This is a genomic window from Peribacillus sp. FSL K6-1552, assembly GCF_038005205.1.
GTDB lineage: Bacteria > Bacillota > Bacilli > Bacillales > DSM-1321 > Peribacillus > Peribacillus butanolivorans.
In genome coordinates, this window is sequence record NZ_JBBOST010000001.1 from 2,215,098 (window position 1) to 2,229,227 (window position 14,130).

Below are 14,130 nucleotides of genomic sequence, written 5' to 3' on the forward strand. Positions count from 1 at the left end.
GCAAGAAAAATTATTTACTCAAAACGGGAGAGTTCAAAGATGTCGCTTAATTAAAAAAAGATTGATGGATGATAGGTTTGTGAACAGTTTGATTGGATTCTTTTCAATTTTAGATCATGCATTTTATAGTAAGGTCGTTCGTAAAGGTACATTTTTACAGGAAAAGCCCTTATTTGAAGAAAAAAGGGCTTTTTCGTATTTTGTTCCTTTATGTAAACTAGCTTTCTATATTTGCTTTTTTTAGAACTAAAAGGGTAGGTTAAGAAAGAAGTGATCCTTAGATGTCGTAATTGACTCAAGGAGTATGTAAAACAGCTAAAAAAGAGGATATTAAATCCTCTCAGTTTATTTGTCTTTATCTAATTGTTCATCAGGTTTTTGGACGATTTCTATTAATTCTTCTATGTCACCTTTAGCATTAATAATTTCAAAGATCTCATTTAAGCCTTCTGAGGTTTTTTCATCTTCTGTTTTCACTATACCCCTCCTAAATGTGGTTATTTATTAAGGTCACCAAAAACTAGAAGATAAAACATAAAAAGATAAAAAGGGATTGGAAAAAGTGCACCAGTTGATTTTATAAAAGAAATAGGAGAGGTTGTAAAGGTCTTATGAAGTTGTTCGGGTTGGGGATATTTCCCGGCATTAAACATCAAAGGGTGCTATTCATTTGTAATTTGGAGTTAGCTAATTAAGTTAGATCTACTTTATCGGTGATATCGTTGGTTGCTTAAACATCTGCTTGCTGTTGAAATTGGTCATGTAGAATAGCTTCTGTTTCAGCACGATAGTTTTTTTCTTTTGATATGAGGATCGAGGTGTGTTCGAATTCTAGTTTTAATTCTCAACACTATCTTTAGTTGTTATCGCTGGAAGACTATTGTCCAATGCTTATACTTTGGCAATGCACTTTGAAGATCGTTCAGTTTTAGCCAACTAATATACCAATATGGTACTTTATTACAGGTAAGAGGGAAGGCTAACGTCAGAAAACTGACTCTCAAAGTTTCTAGAAAGTAGTTTTTCACCAGCCTTTTTATGACCTTCTTCTAAAGTCGTACACGTCCTCAAAAAAGCTAACTCTTTTAGCTTTCCTTGTCTTGTTCAAGTCCGCTCCTCGCTTATTAACTCCATAAGATCAGGTCCTAAAAATTGTCGCTCCCGAACATCTAACTCTTTTTGTTCTCCTTTTTGAACACTCACTTATTGCGAATAATGATTTTTTTGTATTTTCAATATTTACAGTTAATATTTGAAATGGTAGTATAGCAATATCTATTAAGAGTTATCGAATTATAGGTTTTTTTTAGAGAAATCATTTTTTTATAATAATGAAAGTTTATCTAACTAAAATATTATTATTATAGTAAGAATATTTTGTATATATTTTTCTTTAGGGGATGATGATGATGAGTATCAAAAATCTTTCAAATGCATTAAAGCCAGCTGAAATAGTAAAGCAAACATCTGGAATATTTGAAGAAGCTGTGAGATTAAGAAGAATGATCCATGAAAATCCTGAGCTTGGATTTGAAGAGCATAAAACGGCTGAAATTATTGCGAATTATTTAAAAGAGCTTGGAATTGAAGTGACAACGGGAGTAGCTAAGACAGGCGTTGTTGGTATTCTTCGTGGAGAGAAAGAGGGGCCTGTGCTTGCTTTACGAGCGGATATTGATGCTTTACCTATTCAGGAGAAAACAGATGTAAGCTACAAATCTAAAAATCCTGGGGTTATGCATGCTTGCGGACATGATATGCATACTGCAATGTTACTATCTGCCGCTAATATTTTATCTCGAAATAAGCATAATATTTCGGGTACGATAAAATTCATTTTTCAACCTGCTGAAGAGATGAAGGGCGGTGGAATAATGATGGTTGAGGAAGGTGTATTAAGTAACCCTCCCGTTGACCATGCTTTTGCTTTTCATGTTTGGCCTGAGTTAGAAACTGGAATATACGGTTTTAGAAATGGTGCGATTATGGCAAGTATGGATTCTTTTGATGTTATTTTAAAAGGTAAACAAGGTCACGGGGCAGCACCTCATCAAGGAGTAGATGCTATTGTGGGCGCTGCTCATGTTGTAACAGCTCTACAAACAATTGTTAGCAGAGAAACAGATCCAGTAGATTCTGTTGTTATTACAATCGGAACAATCGAAGCGGGAGATGGCTATAATATCATTCCTGAAAAAGCTAGTTTTAAAGGAACTGTACGAACACTTAATGCGAACACTCGTAAGGAAGTTGCTGAAAGTATTCAACGAATTATCGAGGGAGTAGCTTCCGCTCTAAAATTAGAAGTTGAAATAAACTATAACTTTACAGTGGGGTATCCTGTTACAATGAATGATCCAAAATTTAATGAACATACTGCTGCTATTGCTACTGAATTATTTGGAGAAAACTCAGTGCAGTGGTTGAGTAAACCAAGTATGGCAAGTGAAGATTTTGCTTTCTATCTAGAAAAAGTCCCGGGTACATTTGTATTCTTAGGAGTAGGAGAAAACCCAGAGGATCCTATGAAGCTGCATAGTGACGTATTTTTACCAGATGAAAAAGCGATGATCCAAGGGATTTCTCTTATCGTTGGACTAGCATTAAATACTACTGAAAAAATTCAATAAGTAAAAAATAATAAGCAATAATAGTGTTGGTTTTCCTTTTTAGAATCAGCACTATTTGTAGAAAAGGAGTGTAAAAAAGTGCAAGAAAATTCTCTGCGTAATTGGAAAATTCATTTATTTGTTTTGATATTAGTCTGTGTTACAGAATTTATCGGCGTAAAAACGTTTAACATCGGGATTGGAGCTATTGCATTATTTCCAATGTTGTATGCATTAATTATCGGAGCGGTTATTAGTTTACCTTCTTTAAAAATTTTAAAAATGAAAGAAATGAATGTAGCCGCCAATATTTTAGGAATTTCATTCATGCTTTTTGTAGCCAAATTGGGAATGTTAATGGGGCCATCATTGCCGAAGATATTTGATGCGGGGATTTCTTTAGGATTACAAGAAGTGGGGCATTTTGCAGGGACAATCCTATTAGGTTTACCAATTGCTTTACTTCTTGGAATGAAAAGAGAAGCAGTCGGTGCTACTTTTTCAATTGATAGAGAACCTAACTTAGCTATTATTGCTGAAAAATATGGCTCTGATTCACCAGAAGGACGGGGAGCACTTGGAGTATATGTTTGTGGTACTTTGTTTGGAGCTTTATATCTGTCAGTGTTAGCAAGTTTTTTGGCTCAAACTGGTTGGTTTCACCCAATTTCACTAGCCATGGGTGCCGGTGTAGGTTCAGGTAGTATGATGGCTGCCATGTCTGGAGCATTAGCCGTTATATTCCCAGAATCCGCAAAGGATATCGCAGTTTTTGCTGGTGCTGCTAACTTAATTACAACAATTTTAGGAACGTATATTTGTGTATTCTTTTCTCTTCCTTTTACAAACTATTTATACAACAAATTTGAACCTATTTTAGGGCGAAAGTCAAAAAAAGATCAAATGAAAAATATTGGAGCATAGGACATAAAGGGGAGATTTTATATGAAAGATAAAATATTGACTTTTATTATTATTGGAATAATAGCCATTATGGGAAATTGGGTTGGATATAATGTTTCGCCTATTGACGCATTACCAGGTATGATGATCATTGTTGCTGTTACGATATTAGGGTTCTTTTTTGCAAAAATCATCCCTATTAAACTACCAATTGTTGTTTGGGTTTCAATGTTAGCCTTATTGATTACAACGCCGATTTTTCCAGGACACGCATCAATCATAAAAGTAACGGAACAAGTTAATTTTATGGCCTTGGCAACACCTATTTTGGCGTATGCCGGCCTATCTTTCGGGAAAGATTTGAAAGAGTTTAAAAAATTAGGATGGCGTATAGTTGTTATTTCACTAGTTGTATATACAGGAACATTTTTACTGTCAACTCTTGTTGCAGAAATCGGTTTTAGATTAACTGGTAAATTTCATTAAGTATTCGTGATCGTGCTGCTCCGTACTTGACTTAAAACCAAGGAAACGAAAAATCGAAAGAGTTTATGGCGACTTTTGAACGTATATTGAAGGTGTCTTCGCTGTATGAGATGTCAAAAGAGCAGCACAGTTTTACCTTAACTTTAATAGTTTAATAAAATGCCCGATTCTAATGTGATGGAATCGGGCATTTTTTATGCAAAGGAAGCAATAATTTCTCCAGCAAGAACTGATGTATTAGCTCCCTGCGCTTGGTATCTAATTCCCAATGGATATGGTATATGAATAACAGAATATCATTCGCAATATAATCTTTTAAACATCAATGTAGACAGAGGTTTGCAGCTGTTTAGTTAGGTATTTTCCTAAGAATATTTCATATTATTATAGAAAAAACTCTCTACAAAATAAAAGCAATGAATCAACTGCAGAAATTAAAAAGGGGACTGGGAAAATGGAGAGTAAATCATCGTTAAAAGAACATTTGTGTCAATTGGAGGAGAATTTGTTAAAACCTGAAATCCGTACATCTCCTGAAGAACTTTCAAAATTGTTGAAAGATGATTTTTTTGAGTTCGGAAGTTCAGGTAACGTATGGTATAAAAGGGATTGCATTGGAGACGAGGGGATTGGCGTTGGAACAATGACATTAAGTAATTTTGAAATACATCAATTGTCTGAGGATACAGTGTTAACTACCTATCGAATTTATAATGAAATAAAAATTGAACATACATTACGAAGTTCAATCTGGAAATATAGAAATGGTAGATGGCAAATGTTCTTTCATCAAGGTACAAAAACAAAATCACCCCTTTAATCTTATTCAACTAAACGGCGCAATTGTTCATAAAAGAGCTGTGAGGATCACTCTTTTTCTAATGCAAAATAAACGGGCAGGAAAGCTGAATTAATGGAAACTTTCCCCTTTTAAATTCGTATAAAAGTAACAAGAAATAAAGTTGTCCTTGGGAGGTCTGAGGGTGGATTACGGATTATTGGTTATTGGTATCGCTCTCTTACTTGTGTCGTACTTAGTAGCTGTGAAAAAACAAACATGGTTGTTAGCTGGATTTAATGAAAAAATGATTAAAAACAAGTCTTTGTTAGGTACAATAACAGGTGGAGTTTTTTTTCTACCGTTAGGATTGTTAGTGGTTATCAATAGTTTTATTGACTATCCTTATGAAGTAATGGTTCTTATAATTGCTATGTTGGTTTTATTAACAATTGTGTACGTATTTATCAATAGAAGATTACTTCATTAATTCAACTAACGGTGATTTATGTCCTTACCAAGAGCTGTTTGGCAGCTCCTTTTTTATGGAACTAAATGGGCAAGCTAACATTAAAACAATATTTTGTGTTCTTGCAGTAAAAGAACGTTGATTAATGGTTTAATTAAGTAATGATTGAACCAGTTAAAGAATAGATAATAGTTTCATTGTTTTTTTTTACAATTTGCTCTATTAAAACTTGAGAGGAGGGAAATTCGATGGAAAGAGAATTTCCTATAATTGAAACAAGAAGATTAATCTTACGAGAAGTAATAATAGAGGATGCTAATGATATGTTTAAATATCTATCCGATAAAGATGTTGTGAAACCTATGGGGTTAGTACCTTGCCAAACAGTAAAAGACGTATGGGACGAAATTAGGTGGTACAAATCTATATACGAAGAAGGTACAGGAATTAGATGGGGAATTACACTAAAAAATTCTGGTAGGGTAATAGGAAGTTGTGGTTTTCTTAATATGCTTACCAAACATTATCGAGCTGAAGTTGGATATGAATTAAGCAAAGATTACTGGGGAAAAGGGATAGCTAGTGAAGCATTGGAAGCCGTTGTTAAGTATGGTTATCGTCACTTTCAGTTAGAAAGAATTGAGGCTCTAATTGAACCTGCTAATCTCCCATCACAAAAACTAGTAGAAAAGCAAGGCTTTAGAAGAGAGGGCTTGCTGAGACATTATGAATTTACATGTGGTAAATTCGATGATTTATATATGTACTCAATCATAAAAGAAGATCTCACTCTTATTTAAAATAAGGTCAAACAACATTTCCTTTAAATTAATACATGGCTTTGTGAACTAATGTACTTATTGAGCTAAAGGGGTAGATTTGTTTAAGAGCAATACTTACAAAGATAATGGTAGGGTGAAAAAGTGGGGAGTTCGATGAATTGAAGGATATGCTAGGTGGTTCATTTGTTTTTGTAACGGGAGTAATTTTTCTGTATTCTGGTTTGTTTCAGTACAAGTGGTTGTATGAGGGGATAAAGCAGATTGAAGAAGGAAAAATCAATTTTCTTCCTTTCATAAATAGTTATTGGTTTTGGCGGATTTTGTTCATCGGAATTGGTATATTACTGATCTTTACAACTGTAAATTCATTCATTAGATATGTCTTTCTTTAACTAACGGGTACGTTAGCGCAATAAAGGGCCTTGGCCTTACGCAAAAGAGGGTTTAAAATTGTAAAATATCAGTCTAGTTAAGGGTGGTTTCATGAAGCGTATTGACGTTGTTTTGGTATCTATGGTTATATTCGTTTCAGTATTACTGTTTATTCTTCTTCAAGGGAAATTATCTAACAACTTTATAGTTTTAGTGATTTTTGGGTATGGGTTAGTTGTTGGTTTGGTTAGGTGTTTTTTTCTTAAATCTGAAATGACGACTAATTAATTATACGATAAATGATTTAAAGAATACCTTTAGAAAAAGTTTATAGCACATTTTGTATAAACAACAAAAAGAGAGGAAAACTATTACTTCCTCTCGCAAAAAACTATTATTGTTCGAATAAAAATTGTTCCCTATATTTCCGTGGATATTTTCCATTATCACTTTTTTTCGTCCAAGTAATTACAACCTTTAACTTTGATGCTTTAACAGATAAAGGGAAGTTAGCATGATGAAAATTTGGTTGCAGTTTACTCATGCCCGGATCAATAGTAAATAATTCATACTCTGGTGAAGAATTTGGCTCATCTCTATATGCCTCAATTCTCACTAAGTTTACATCTTCATTACCAATACTTTTAATGTCCATACTGTAAACATTAAATACATTAGGTTTGGATTTGTTATTTTTAGTTTCAGAACTGTCTGCCTTACCAATTACTACACTCCATTGTTTAGAGGAAAGGGACGAAGGTATCTTTTCCAAGGAGGCCGCAAAAGTATTGATTGGTGCCATTGTTGAAAGTAGGACAAAGAATAATAGGAACATTTTTAACTTTTTCATTTAGTCACATCCGATTTTCATTTTTTTTATTAGTTTGATATAAAAATGAAAGTTCTATTCCAAATTTTTATTATAGGATTTTAACAGGAAGGTACGTCACAGATCGTAAATAATATGTATTTTAAGTAAAGATACTTGTTCACCTACGGGAGTGGATTTTTGGTTTTTTAATCGACCATTCATACTCTCAAAACGGAATTAAAATGTCGATTTACTCAGTAGAGCATATTGCATTTTGGTTTGAAATAAATCAATTGTAAAACTTTACCTATTTTGAAACCCTACTTTTAGTTCTATATTTTTACTTATTATATAGAACTAATGTTCGCGAAACGATTTTGTCCAATAAGGTAGACTCTCTAAAATGATTATTTGAACCCAATTGGTTGAACTTCTTGAACTATATTGTTAATTCTTTTCTTTCCCGTTATGCCTTTTTCTTTAAATACTTCAGGTTGACTTAGGTTACTTGGATTAAAAGTACTTACAATCCCTTGTATCTCTGAATTTGGTATACAACTTGCTACTTGTTTCATCATTTGAACATCCAATACAGCAAACCAAACAAAGGGTTGGAGTCTTTACAGAGCATAAACATATTTTCTCATGTTTAGCTTAATACTTGCTAACCCTTTGCTAGCCAATGACCACCTTTTATACAAGGATTTTATTATATGAGCTAAACACTTTTTAGTTATATGTAAAATCCAAGTTAAATAAGCCCAAATAATCGCTAATAATTTTCGGATGGAGTCGATTAAAGTATACATTTCGCTATATGACCCGTATTTTCATTAGTCTTATTTTCTACTGAAGACATTTTATTTTCTTAATCATGAAGGTTAAGGGTTATTTCTTTCTGATATAAATTTCAAGGTTTGTTGTGACATTCTTGTAACATAGATTTACTACAATATGTTGTGAGGTGATCATATGAGGAATGAAAGTAAGATAAAAGTATCCAAGAAGAGTTATAGAAGTGTGATGTTTTTGATTTGTATATTCGTTCTATTTGTTTCAGGGTGCAGTGCGTGGGAAGAGAAAGATGAAAAAGATGTAAAAGGAATTACAAAAATTGCTTTTTGGGATGAGCAGAGAAAAGGAACAAATTTTATGAATTCCACATCTTTACCGGGTAATTATGAAGCAGCTAAAGAATTTAACATTGAATACATTCGTTTAGCTCCGGATAAATGGGCGAAGGATAGAGACTTTTTATTTAATGATCAGGCTGATGCTAATCCTAATAAGGATTTCTTAATAGGGAATGCCGATCAATATGAAGGTATCGTTGAAGAGGATTTTACTAAGTTGAAAGCGGACTTGGATGCGGCTTACGAGCGTGGGTCAAAAGTTGTGCTGACGGTCTTGAGTCTACCGGGCAATCGATGGAGACAGTTTAACGATTATAAAAATGATGATCGCATCTGGCAGGATTTCAGTTACCATGAACAATCAGCTCAGTTTTGGAAAGACCTTGCGAGTAGGTTGAAAGATCATCCAGCTATTATTGGTTATAATCTTATCAATGAACCGCATCCTGAAACGGCTACAGGGTTTAATGATTTTTGGACAGAGGACTATCATGCATGGTACAGCAAAGTTGAAAACACAGCTGCGGATTTAAATAAGTTATATGAAACGATTGTGCAATCTATTCGAACAGTAGATTCTGAAACGCCAATCATATTGAATTCAGGTCTGTATTCGACTCCTTGGGCATTTCAATATTTGAAACCAATGAAAGACGATAAAGTGTTATATGCTTTCCATATGTACGAGCCTTACGAAATGACCAGCCAAAATCGAAGAAAAGGCTTTACGTATGAGTACCCTGGCAAAGTAAAAGTTGGTGAAGAACAGACAGAAAAAATGTTCAATAAAGAAGCACTGCAACAATTCTTAGAACCTATTGAAAAGTGGGCGGAAGAACATAATATACCGGCTAATCGCATCATTGCAGAAGAATTCGGCATTAATCGGATGGTAAAAGGATCGGATCAATATTTATCAGACTTAATTTCCATTTTTGATGAGTATGGCTGGCATTGGGCTTTCTATGCTTTCCGTGAAGATACGTGGGAAGGCATGGATTATGAATTAGGTGATCAGCCGCCTAAGTGGAAATACTGGGAGGCATTAGAGAATGGTAAAAGACCGAACCGAGAAGACATACAGGTAGATAATCAGATTTGGAATACATTAAAGCAAGAACTTAAGAAGTAATAGGCATCATAATGAAATAGTAGGTGAAACCTATAAAATGGTTTTCACCTTTTTGTTTTGTATGAAATAAAGTGGATTTGTGAGGAGAAAGGAGATAAGCGGCTTGAACATTTTAATTGCCGATGATGAGAAGCAAATGACAATCATCTTAAAGACATATTTTGAGAAAGAGGGATTCACTGTTTTTGCCGCCCATGATGGAGAAGAAGCACTCGACCTTTTTTTCTCCGAGAAAGTCGATCTTGCGGTGTTGGATTGGATGATGCCGAAGATAAGCGGCATAGAGGTTTGTCAAGAAATCAAGAAAACAAGTTTGGCAAAGGTTGTTATGCTAACAGCGAGGTCTTCCAACGATGATGAATTCAGTGCTTTGGATATTGGAGCGGATGAATATCTCAGAAAACCATTCGATCCCCGTATTCTGATTCTTAGAGTCAAGAAAATATTACGTATGGAGAAGTTGATCGAAATAAGGAATTTAAAGATAGATTTACAAAGGCAGAAAGTCTTTAGAGAGGGGGAAGAATTGACTCTTTATAAAAAAGAGTTTGATTTACTGCGATACTTATACGAAAACAAAGGACAGGTTTTGTCTAGGGAAGTTTTGTTGCCGTCAGTCTGGGGTATGGATTATGTCGGCGAAGAAAGGACGGTTGATACTCACATCAATAGGTTGCGTGACAAAATTGGAGCGGAGCATATTATCACACACAGAGGAACAGGATATAGTTTTTATGATAAAAATGAATAAAATAAGCAAGAAATTATTAATGATGGTAAGCATCATTATGCTGTTAGTCTTCGGTATATCTTATTTATTGAATAATTATTTCTCGTCTGATTATTACTTGTATAAAATGAAACAAAGGCTCACCTCCATTTATTTTGAAGTGCAGAACTTGAGTATAGAAGAATTAGTAGAAGCAGAACAAAGCATTGAGAACAATAATAACGTTACAATTGTTATGGTTGAGAATCATGGTAGCACGGAAGAGATCAATGATAATGTTCAATTTGCTTTGTTTAAGGATAAAATAGTACTGAATAAATTTTGGATTACAGATGAGACTTTACAAAAAGTAGCTAAAGGACAAACGGTCAAACTGTTATTCAATCAAGGGAAACTGAAGTCCAGCTTATTAACAGTATTATATGAGCAGGAGAATAAGTTGATCTTGCTAGGAACAGTGGTTGTGCATAATACGGATGCTTTACAAATTGTAAATCAATTGAATTTATATTCCATTCTACTAGGCATTATCATTAGTTTATTGTTGGTCGCATATTTCTCTCAAAAAATTATTACACCATTAGAGAAATTAAAGAGTGTAGCGAAGGACATTTCCAATCTGAATTTTAAACAAGTCGAGATAAAATCAGGTGATGAAATTGAAGAATTGTCTTATAGCATTAATGAGATGAGTAATCGCTTGAAAAATGCCCATTCTGAGCTAGTAAAGAAAAACCAAAGCTTGAACACGTTGATATCCAGTATATCGCACGAAGTAAAAACACCGTTATCATTAATACAAGCCTATACGATTGGGATACAAGATGGGTTAGATGATGGAACATATACGGATGTCATTCTGGAACAAGTAACATATACCTCTGAAATGGTCGATTATTTAATAAAACTGTCTAAAGTGCAAGCAATGAAAGTGAACAAATCAAAGTTTAATTTAAGAGAGCTTCTTCAAAAAGTAATAGCCCAATATAAAATTACTTTGCAGAACAATCAGTTACATGTAAGGAGCAATCTTAATTCAATTGAGAATTTTAGTATTGAAGAAGATATGAGTCAAATGGAGATAGTATTTCATAATTTGATTAGCAACGCTATCAAGTACGGCGAAGAAGACTATTTCGAAATATTACTAACGAATGATAGAGATAACGAACTAAAATGTACAATCAAAAATAAAACAACCCGTGTACAACAAGAGCATTTAACTCATATTTGGGATTCTTTCTATGTGATAGAAGAATCGAGAAACAAAACATTCTCAGGAACGGGACTAGGCCTATCTATTGTGGCTACTATTTTAGATGAAAACGAATTGTCGTATGAAGTGAAGCTAGAGGATTCGTATATTAGTTTTAGTATATGGTTTCATTTGAATTTAGCTTGAAAGCATCACCTTTTAGGGATGCTTTTTTTGTTTGTTATATTGCTGTGACATAAGGAAGTTATGATAATGAATGAAAGAAGAATGCAGCATTAAATAACAAATATATAAATGATGTTAAATGGGAAGGAGAGACAAGATGGAAAACGGAAAAGTAGCATTTGTTGCAAGTATCTTGCTGGTGGCGTTGATTTACTTCGCGTCTGTTAAAGAGATTGCTATTCCAAGAGAGAAAATCAAAGAAATTCAAATGATTGTCGATGAAACAAGCCATGGGAAAGTACAAGTAGATTGGCGAAACGTAGCCGCGGTCGTACATACTGAATATGGTCTTAATTCTGTATCTAAAAATGAAATAAAAAGCATTACAGCTCGTTTTATAGGAAAAAGGGAGAATGACTATATATTAAAGGATATGCAACAAGTGACCAAGGATATGAAATACAATCAAAAGCAAAAAAAGCGTGTTAGTTCGTTCCTGAAGCAATTATCTAGTGAAGGGGACATAGCAGCGAAAAACAATAACAATAGTATGCAACGATATTTTATCGAGAGTATTGAAGAGGCAGCGATCTCTAATTATAAAGCGTACAAAATCCTGCCTTCTATTACAATCGCACAAGCTATACTGGAATCGAATTGGGGAAGGTCACAATTATCAACGAAGTATCATAATCTTTTTGGAATCAAAAGCTATAATTGGAACGAGAAAACAGCGAATTTAAGTACGAATGAGTTTTATAATCAGACCATTAAAGATGATTTCAGGGTGTATGAGGATGTATATGAATCCGTAGAAGATCATGGTTTATTCTTATCTGAAAATCCTCGTTACAGAAAGCATGGATTGTTTTCTTCCAACACATATATGGAGCAGGCTCTGGCTTTACAAGAAGCTGGGTACAGTACGATAGAAAATGAAGAGGGTGAGAGAATATATAGTAAGCAATTAATAGAATTAATTCAGCAGTATCAGTTACAGTTGATCGATAGTAATGTTCAGCTTAAATATGCATGATTTCTTCTTTACGTAGAAATGGGTGAGTTGGATATTATCCCCTATAGGTAGATAGTGTAAAAAGACCATAAAAAAAGATGTAGGTTTTCAGTTACCTATAGAATTATGTAGTTTATGTTAATATTCATATTTTACAATTCCTTGTTTAATTTTAAATGACTTTATTGTAAATGAAACATTTTTATTGTCACTATACATAAGGGAGTTGCTTTGACAGCTCTTTTTCTTATGGAGCTAAGCCAGCTAATAGTTTGTCAACATTTTTCAATGAACACTTAAAATATTTCATGCTATTTAGTTATACTTTTAAACTAGGCTAGATCTTGGAAAGTCGCTTATTTAAAGGGCTTTCCTTCTTCACGTTTCTTATCATAGAACTCTCGTAATCCCTTGTTCCGAGGGATGATATCATCTTTCGTTCTCTTCTTGCGACAATCACGAATGGTACAACGAACTGCCATAAAATGAAAATACACTATTTTGTTGTTTTAGTTTTATCCTCAGTTTTATTGTTAGGGTGTACTTCGAAGCAAAAGAATTACAATGTTGCGAAAGCAGAAGTACATAAAGGCCCAAAGGAAAAAAGTAATAAATCAAATTCTAGTTATAAAATTATTTCACCTAACAACTATTCAAAACAAACACCATCATTCACTGTAAATGAAAAATAAAAGATGTAATAATGCTATATGAAATAAGGGGTGAAAATCGGAAATTTGATTTTTTCAAAAACCTTTGTTGGAATGGCTTTTTTGGACAATGGATGAACAGCTTCCGCTAGGCGAGTTAAAAGTAAAAGCAGTTCAAGATGAAAGTGGTAAGAGTATAACAGCAAAAGGAGAGATAGTAAAAGAAGAGACACCTATAAAAGAATTATCTAAAGATTATACCCAAAAGCCAGTTACTATTAATAAAATAGTGAAAATATGTTGACGAATGATATGTATCCGCTTACAATGATACTTAGTTATTAGTATATTTAGAAAATTAAAAAGAATTCTCAGCATGACAATGGTATTCGACAAAAGAATCGGGTGTCATGCATCATGTACGGATTAGCGGGAGAAGTCTTATTAACAAGCGATCTAAAACGAATGAATTGGCCTTATGGAAAAGGAAAAGTCGGTTCAATGGAGTAGCAAAAAATAGTAGTGGCCATTGAGACGTCAGCAATAAGACTGGGATTAGTTAATCCCGATATTTATCGTGATATGCATGTGCTGTATCTTGCGATTATCGAAGCACTGCATGGAGTGACACGCGGCCAAGTCGAGCTTGGCGGTCTTTTGAGGACGGCGGGACTTCGGTTTGCTATCGTTCGAGGCAGGCCGTTTAAAAACGGGGACGAAGGTGAATGGATTGCTGTCGCCGTGTATGGAACGATTGGAGCACAAGTTCGGGGATTTGAACATGAACCGGTTAGCTTGAGAATTAACCACATTTAAATAATTAAAAGCCTATAGTTATTTAGTGAAATAGGGGGCTGTATTGACGACTGGATAAGTCTG

The 14,130-nt window shown here is 34.0% G+C and carries 15 protein-coding genes and 2 pseudogenes; 13 read left to right on the plus strand and 4 right to left on the minus strand.

All coding sequences use genetic code 11. The features are described from left to right. Positions 1-345: 345 nt before the first annotated feature. Positions 346-477: a hypothetical protein gene (locus NST21_RS10785; RefSeq protein WP_340889071.1), complete on the minus strand. Its 132-nt coding sequence runs from the start codon at positions 475-477 to the stop codon at positions 346-348. A 932-nt stretch (positions 478-1,409) separates the two neighbouring features. Here NST21_RS10785 and NST21_RS10790 point away from each other — a divergent pair. The 7 genes from NST21_RS10790 to NST21_RS10820 all read left to right on the plus strand — a co-directional run bounded on the left by NST21_RS10790 (position 1,410) and on the right by NST21_RS10820 (position 6,419). Next, positions 1,410-2,630, plus strand: coding sequence for a M20 metallopeptidase family protein (locus tag NST21_RS10790; protein WP_340889072.1), 1,221 nt, complete (start codon positions 1,410-1,412; stop codon positions 2,628-2,630). Between the two features lie 78 nt (positions 2,631-2,708). Then, the gene (locus NST21_RS10795; protein WP_056523451.1) at positions 2,709-3,533 is read left to right on the plus strand and encodes a DUF3100 domain-containing protein; all 825 of its coding nucleotides are present in this window, start codon (positions 2,709-2,711) and stop codon (positions 3,531-3,533) included. A gap of 21 nt (positions 3,534-3,554) precedes the next feature. Next, positions 3,555-3,998, plus strand: a complete 444-nt coding sequence (locus NST21_RS10800; protein WP_340889073.1) for a hypothetical protein — start codon at positions 3,555-3,557, stop codon at positions 3,996-3,998. Positions 3,999-4,452: 454 nt separating this feature from the next. Next, positions 4,453-4,818 carry a nuclear transport factor 2 family protein gene (locus tag NST21_RS10805; protein WP_340889074.1) on the plus strand — a complete coding sequence of 122 codons (366 nt, stop codon included), beginning with the start codon at positions 4,453-4,455 and terminating at the stop codon, positions 4,816-4,818. Positions 4,819-4,981: 163 nt separating this feature from the next. Further along, entirely contained in the window at positions 4,982-5,266 is a 285-nt protein-coding gene (locus NST21_RS10810) for a DUF3784 domain-containing protein (protein WP_340889075.1), read from the plus strand. Positions 5,267-5,493: 227 nt separating this feature from the next. Beyond that, positions 5,494-6,045, plus strand: coding sequence for a GNAT family N-acetyltransferase (locus tag NST21_RS10815; protein ID WP_340889076.1), 552 nt, complete (start codon positions 5,494-5,496; stop codon positions 6,043-6,045). A gap of 140 nt (positions 6,046-6,185) precedes the next feature. Further along, the gene (locus tag NST21_RS10820; RefSeq protein ID WP_056523440.1) at positions 6,186-6,419 is read left to right on the plus strand and encodes a hypothetical protein; all 234 of its coding nucleotides are present in this window, start codon (positions 6,186-6,188) and stop codon (positions 6,417-6,419) included. Positions 6,420-6,793: 374 nt separating this feature from the next. Here the strand turns inward: NST21_RS10820 and NST21_RS10825 are convergent, their stop codons facing one another. Together NST21_RS10825 and NST21_RS10830 are read right to left on the minus strand one after the other, a co-directional pair. Continuing rightward, a complete protein-coding gene (locus tag NST21_RS10825) occupies positions 6,794-7,249 on the minus strand; it encodes a hypothetical protein (protein ID WP_340889078.1) in 456 nt (151 codons plus the stop codon). A gap of 368 nt (positions 7,250-7,617) precedes the next feature. Continuing rightward, a complete protein-coding gene (locus tag NST21_RS10830) occupies positions 7,618-7,785 on the minus strand; it encodes a hypothetical protein (protein WP_340889079.1) in 168 nt (55 codons plus the stop codon). 397 nt (positions 7,786-8,182) lie between these two features. Here NST21_RS10830 and NST21_RS10835 point away from each other — a divergent pair, with 397 nt between their 5' ends. From NST21_RS10835 to NST21_RS10850, 4 genes are all read left to right on the plus strand, one after another. Beyond that, entirely contained in the window at positions 8,183-9,475 is a 1,293-nt protein-coding gene (locus NST21_RS10835) for a glycoside hydrolase family 5 protein (RefSeq protein WP_340889081.1), read from the plus strand. 103 nt (positions 9,476-9,578) lie between these two features. Continuing rightward, positions 9,579-10,226: a response regulator transcription factor gene (locus NST21_RS10840; protein ID WP_340889082.1), complete on the plus strand. Its 648-nt coding sequence runs from the start codon at positions 9,579-9,581 to the stop codon at positions 10,224-10,226. Beyond that, positions 10,210-11,607, plus strand: a complete 1,398-nt coding sequence (locus NST21_RS10845; protein WP_340889084.1) for a sensor histidine kinase — start codon at positions 10,210-10,212, stop codon at positions 11,605-11,607. The genes NST21_RS10840 and NST21_RS10845 overlap by 17 nt, the downstream gene beginning before the upstream one ends. Before the next feature lie 136 nt (positions 11,608-11,743). Beyond that, the gene (locus NST21_RS10850; RefSeq protein ID WP_057217627.1) at positions 11,744-12,622 is read left to right on the plus strand and encodes a glycoside hydrolase family 73 protein; all 879 of its coding nucleotides are present in this window, start codon (positions 11,744-11,746) and stop codon (positions 12,620-12,622) included. A 338-nt stretch (positions 12,623-12,960) separates the two neighbouring features. Here NST21_RS10850 and NST21_RS28795 read toward each other — a convergent pair. Next, positions 12,961-13,086, minus strand: a pseudogene (locus NST21_RS28795) (IS110 family transposase); the annotation flags it as partial. Between the two features lie 295 nt (positions 13,087-13,381). On the opposite strand from NST21_RS28795, the gene NST21_RS10855 reads away from it, so the two are divergent. Together NST21_RS10855 and NST21_RS10860 are read left to right on the plus strand one after the other, a co-directional pair. Continuing rightward, the gene (locus NST21_RS10855; protein ID WP_340889085.1) at positions 13,382-13,555 is read left to right on the plus strand and encodes a hypothetical protein; all 174 of its coding nucleotides are present in this window, start codon (positions 13,382-13,384) and stop codon (positions 13,553-13,555) included. 158 nt (positions 13,556-13,713) lie between these two features. Beyond that, positions 13,714-14,067, plus strand: a pseudogene (locus tag NST21_RS10860) (HutP family protein); the annotation flags it as partial. Positions 14,068-14,130 lie beyond the last annotated feature (63 nt).

Coding starts and splice junctions, on each gene's coding strand:
- NST21_RS10830 (WP_340889079.1), bottom strand. CDS start 7,785: ATGAAACAAGTAGCAAGTTGTATACCAAATTCAGAGATACAAGGGATT.
- NST21_RS10800 (WP_340889073.1), top strand. CDS start 3,555: ATGAAAGATAAAATATTGACTTTTATTATTATTGGAATAATAGCCATT.
- NST21_RS10805 (WP_340889074.1), top strand. CDS start 4,453: ATGGAGAGTAAATCATCGTTAAAAGAACATTTGTGTCAATTGGAGGAG.
- NST21_RS10790 (WP_340889072.1), top strand. CDS start 1,410: ATGAGTATCAAAAATCTTTCAAATGCATTAAAGCCAGCTGAAATAGTA.
- NST21_RS10845 (WP_340889084.1), top strand. CDS start 10,210: ATGATAAAAATGAATAAAATAAGCAAGAAATTATTAATGATGGTAAGC.
- NST21_RS10815 (WP_340889076.1), top strand. CDS start 5,494: ATGGAAAGAGAATTTCCTATAATTGAAACAAGAAGATTAATCTTACGA.
- NST21_RS10850 (WP_057217627.1), top strand. CDS start 11,744: ATGGAAAACGGAAAAGTAGCATTTGTTGCAAGTATCTTGCTGGTGGCG.
- NST21_RS10855 (WP_340889085.1), top strand. CDS start 13,382: ATGGATGAACAGCTTCCGCTAGGCGAGTTAAAAGTAAAAGCAGTTCAA.
- NST21_RS10825 (WP_340889078.1), bottom strand. CDS start 7,249: ATGAAAAAGTTAAAAATGTTCCTATTATTCTTTGTCCTACTTTCAACA.
- NST21_RS10835 (WP_340889081.1), top strand. CDS start 8,183: ATGAGGAATGAAAGTAAGATAAAAGTATCCAAGAAGAGTTATAGAAGT.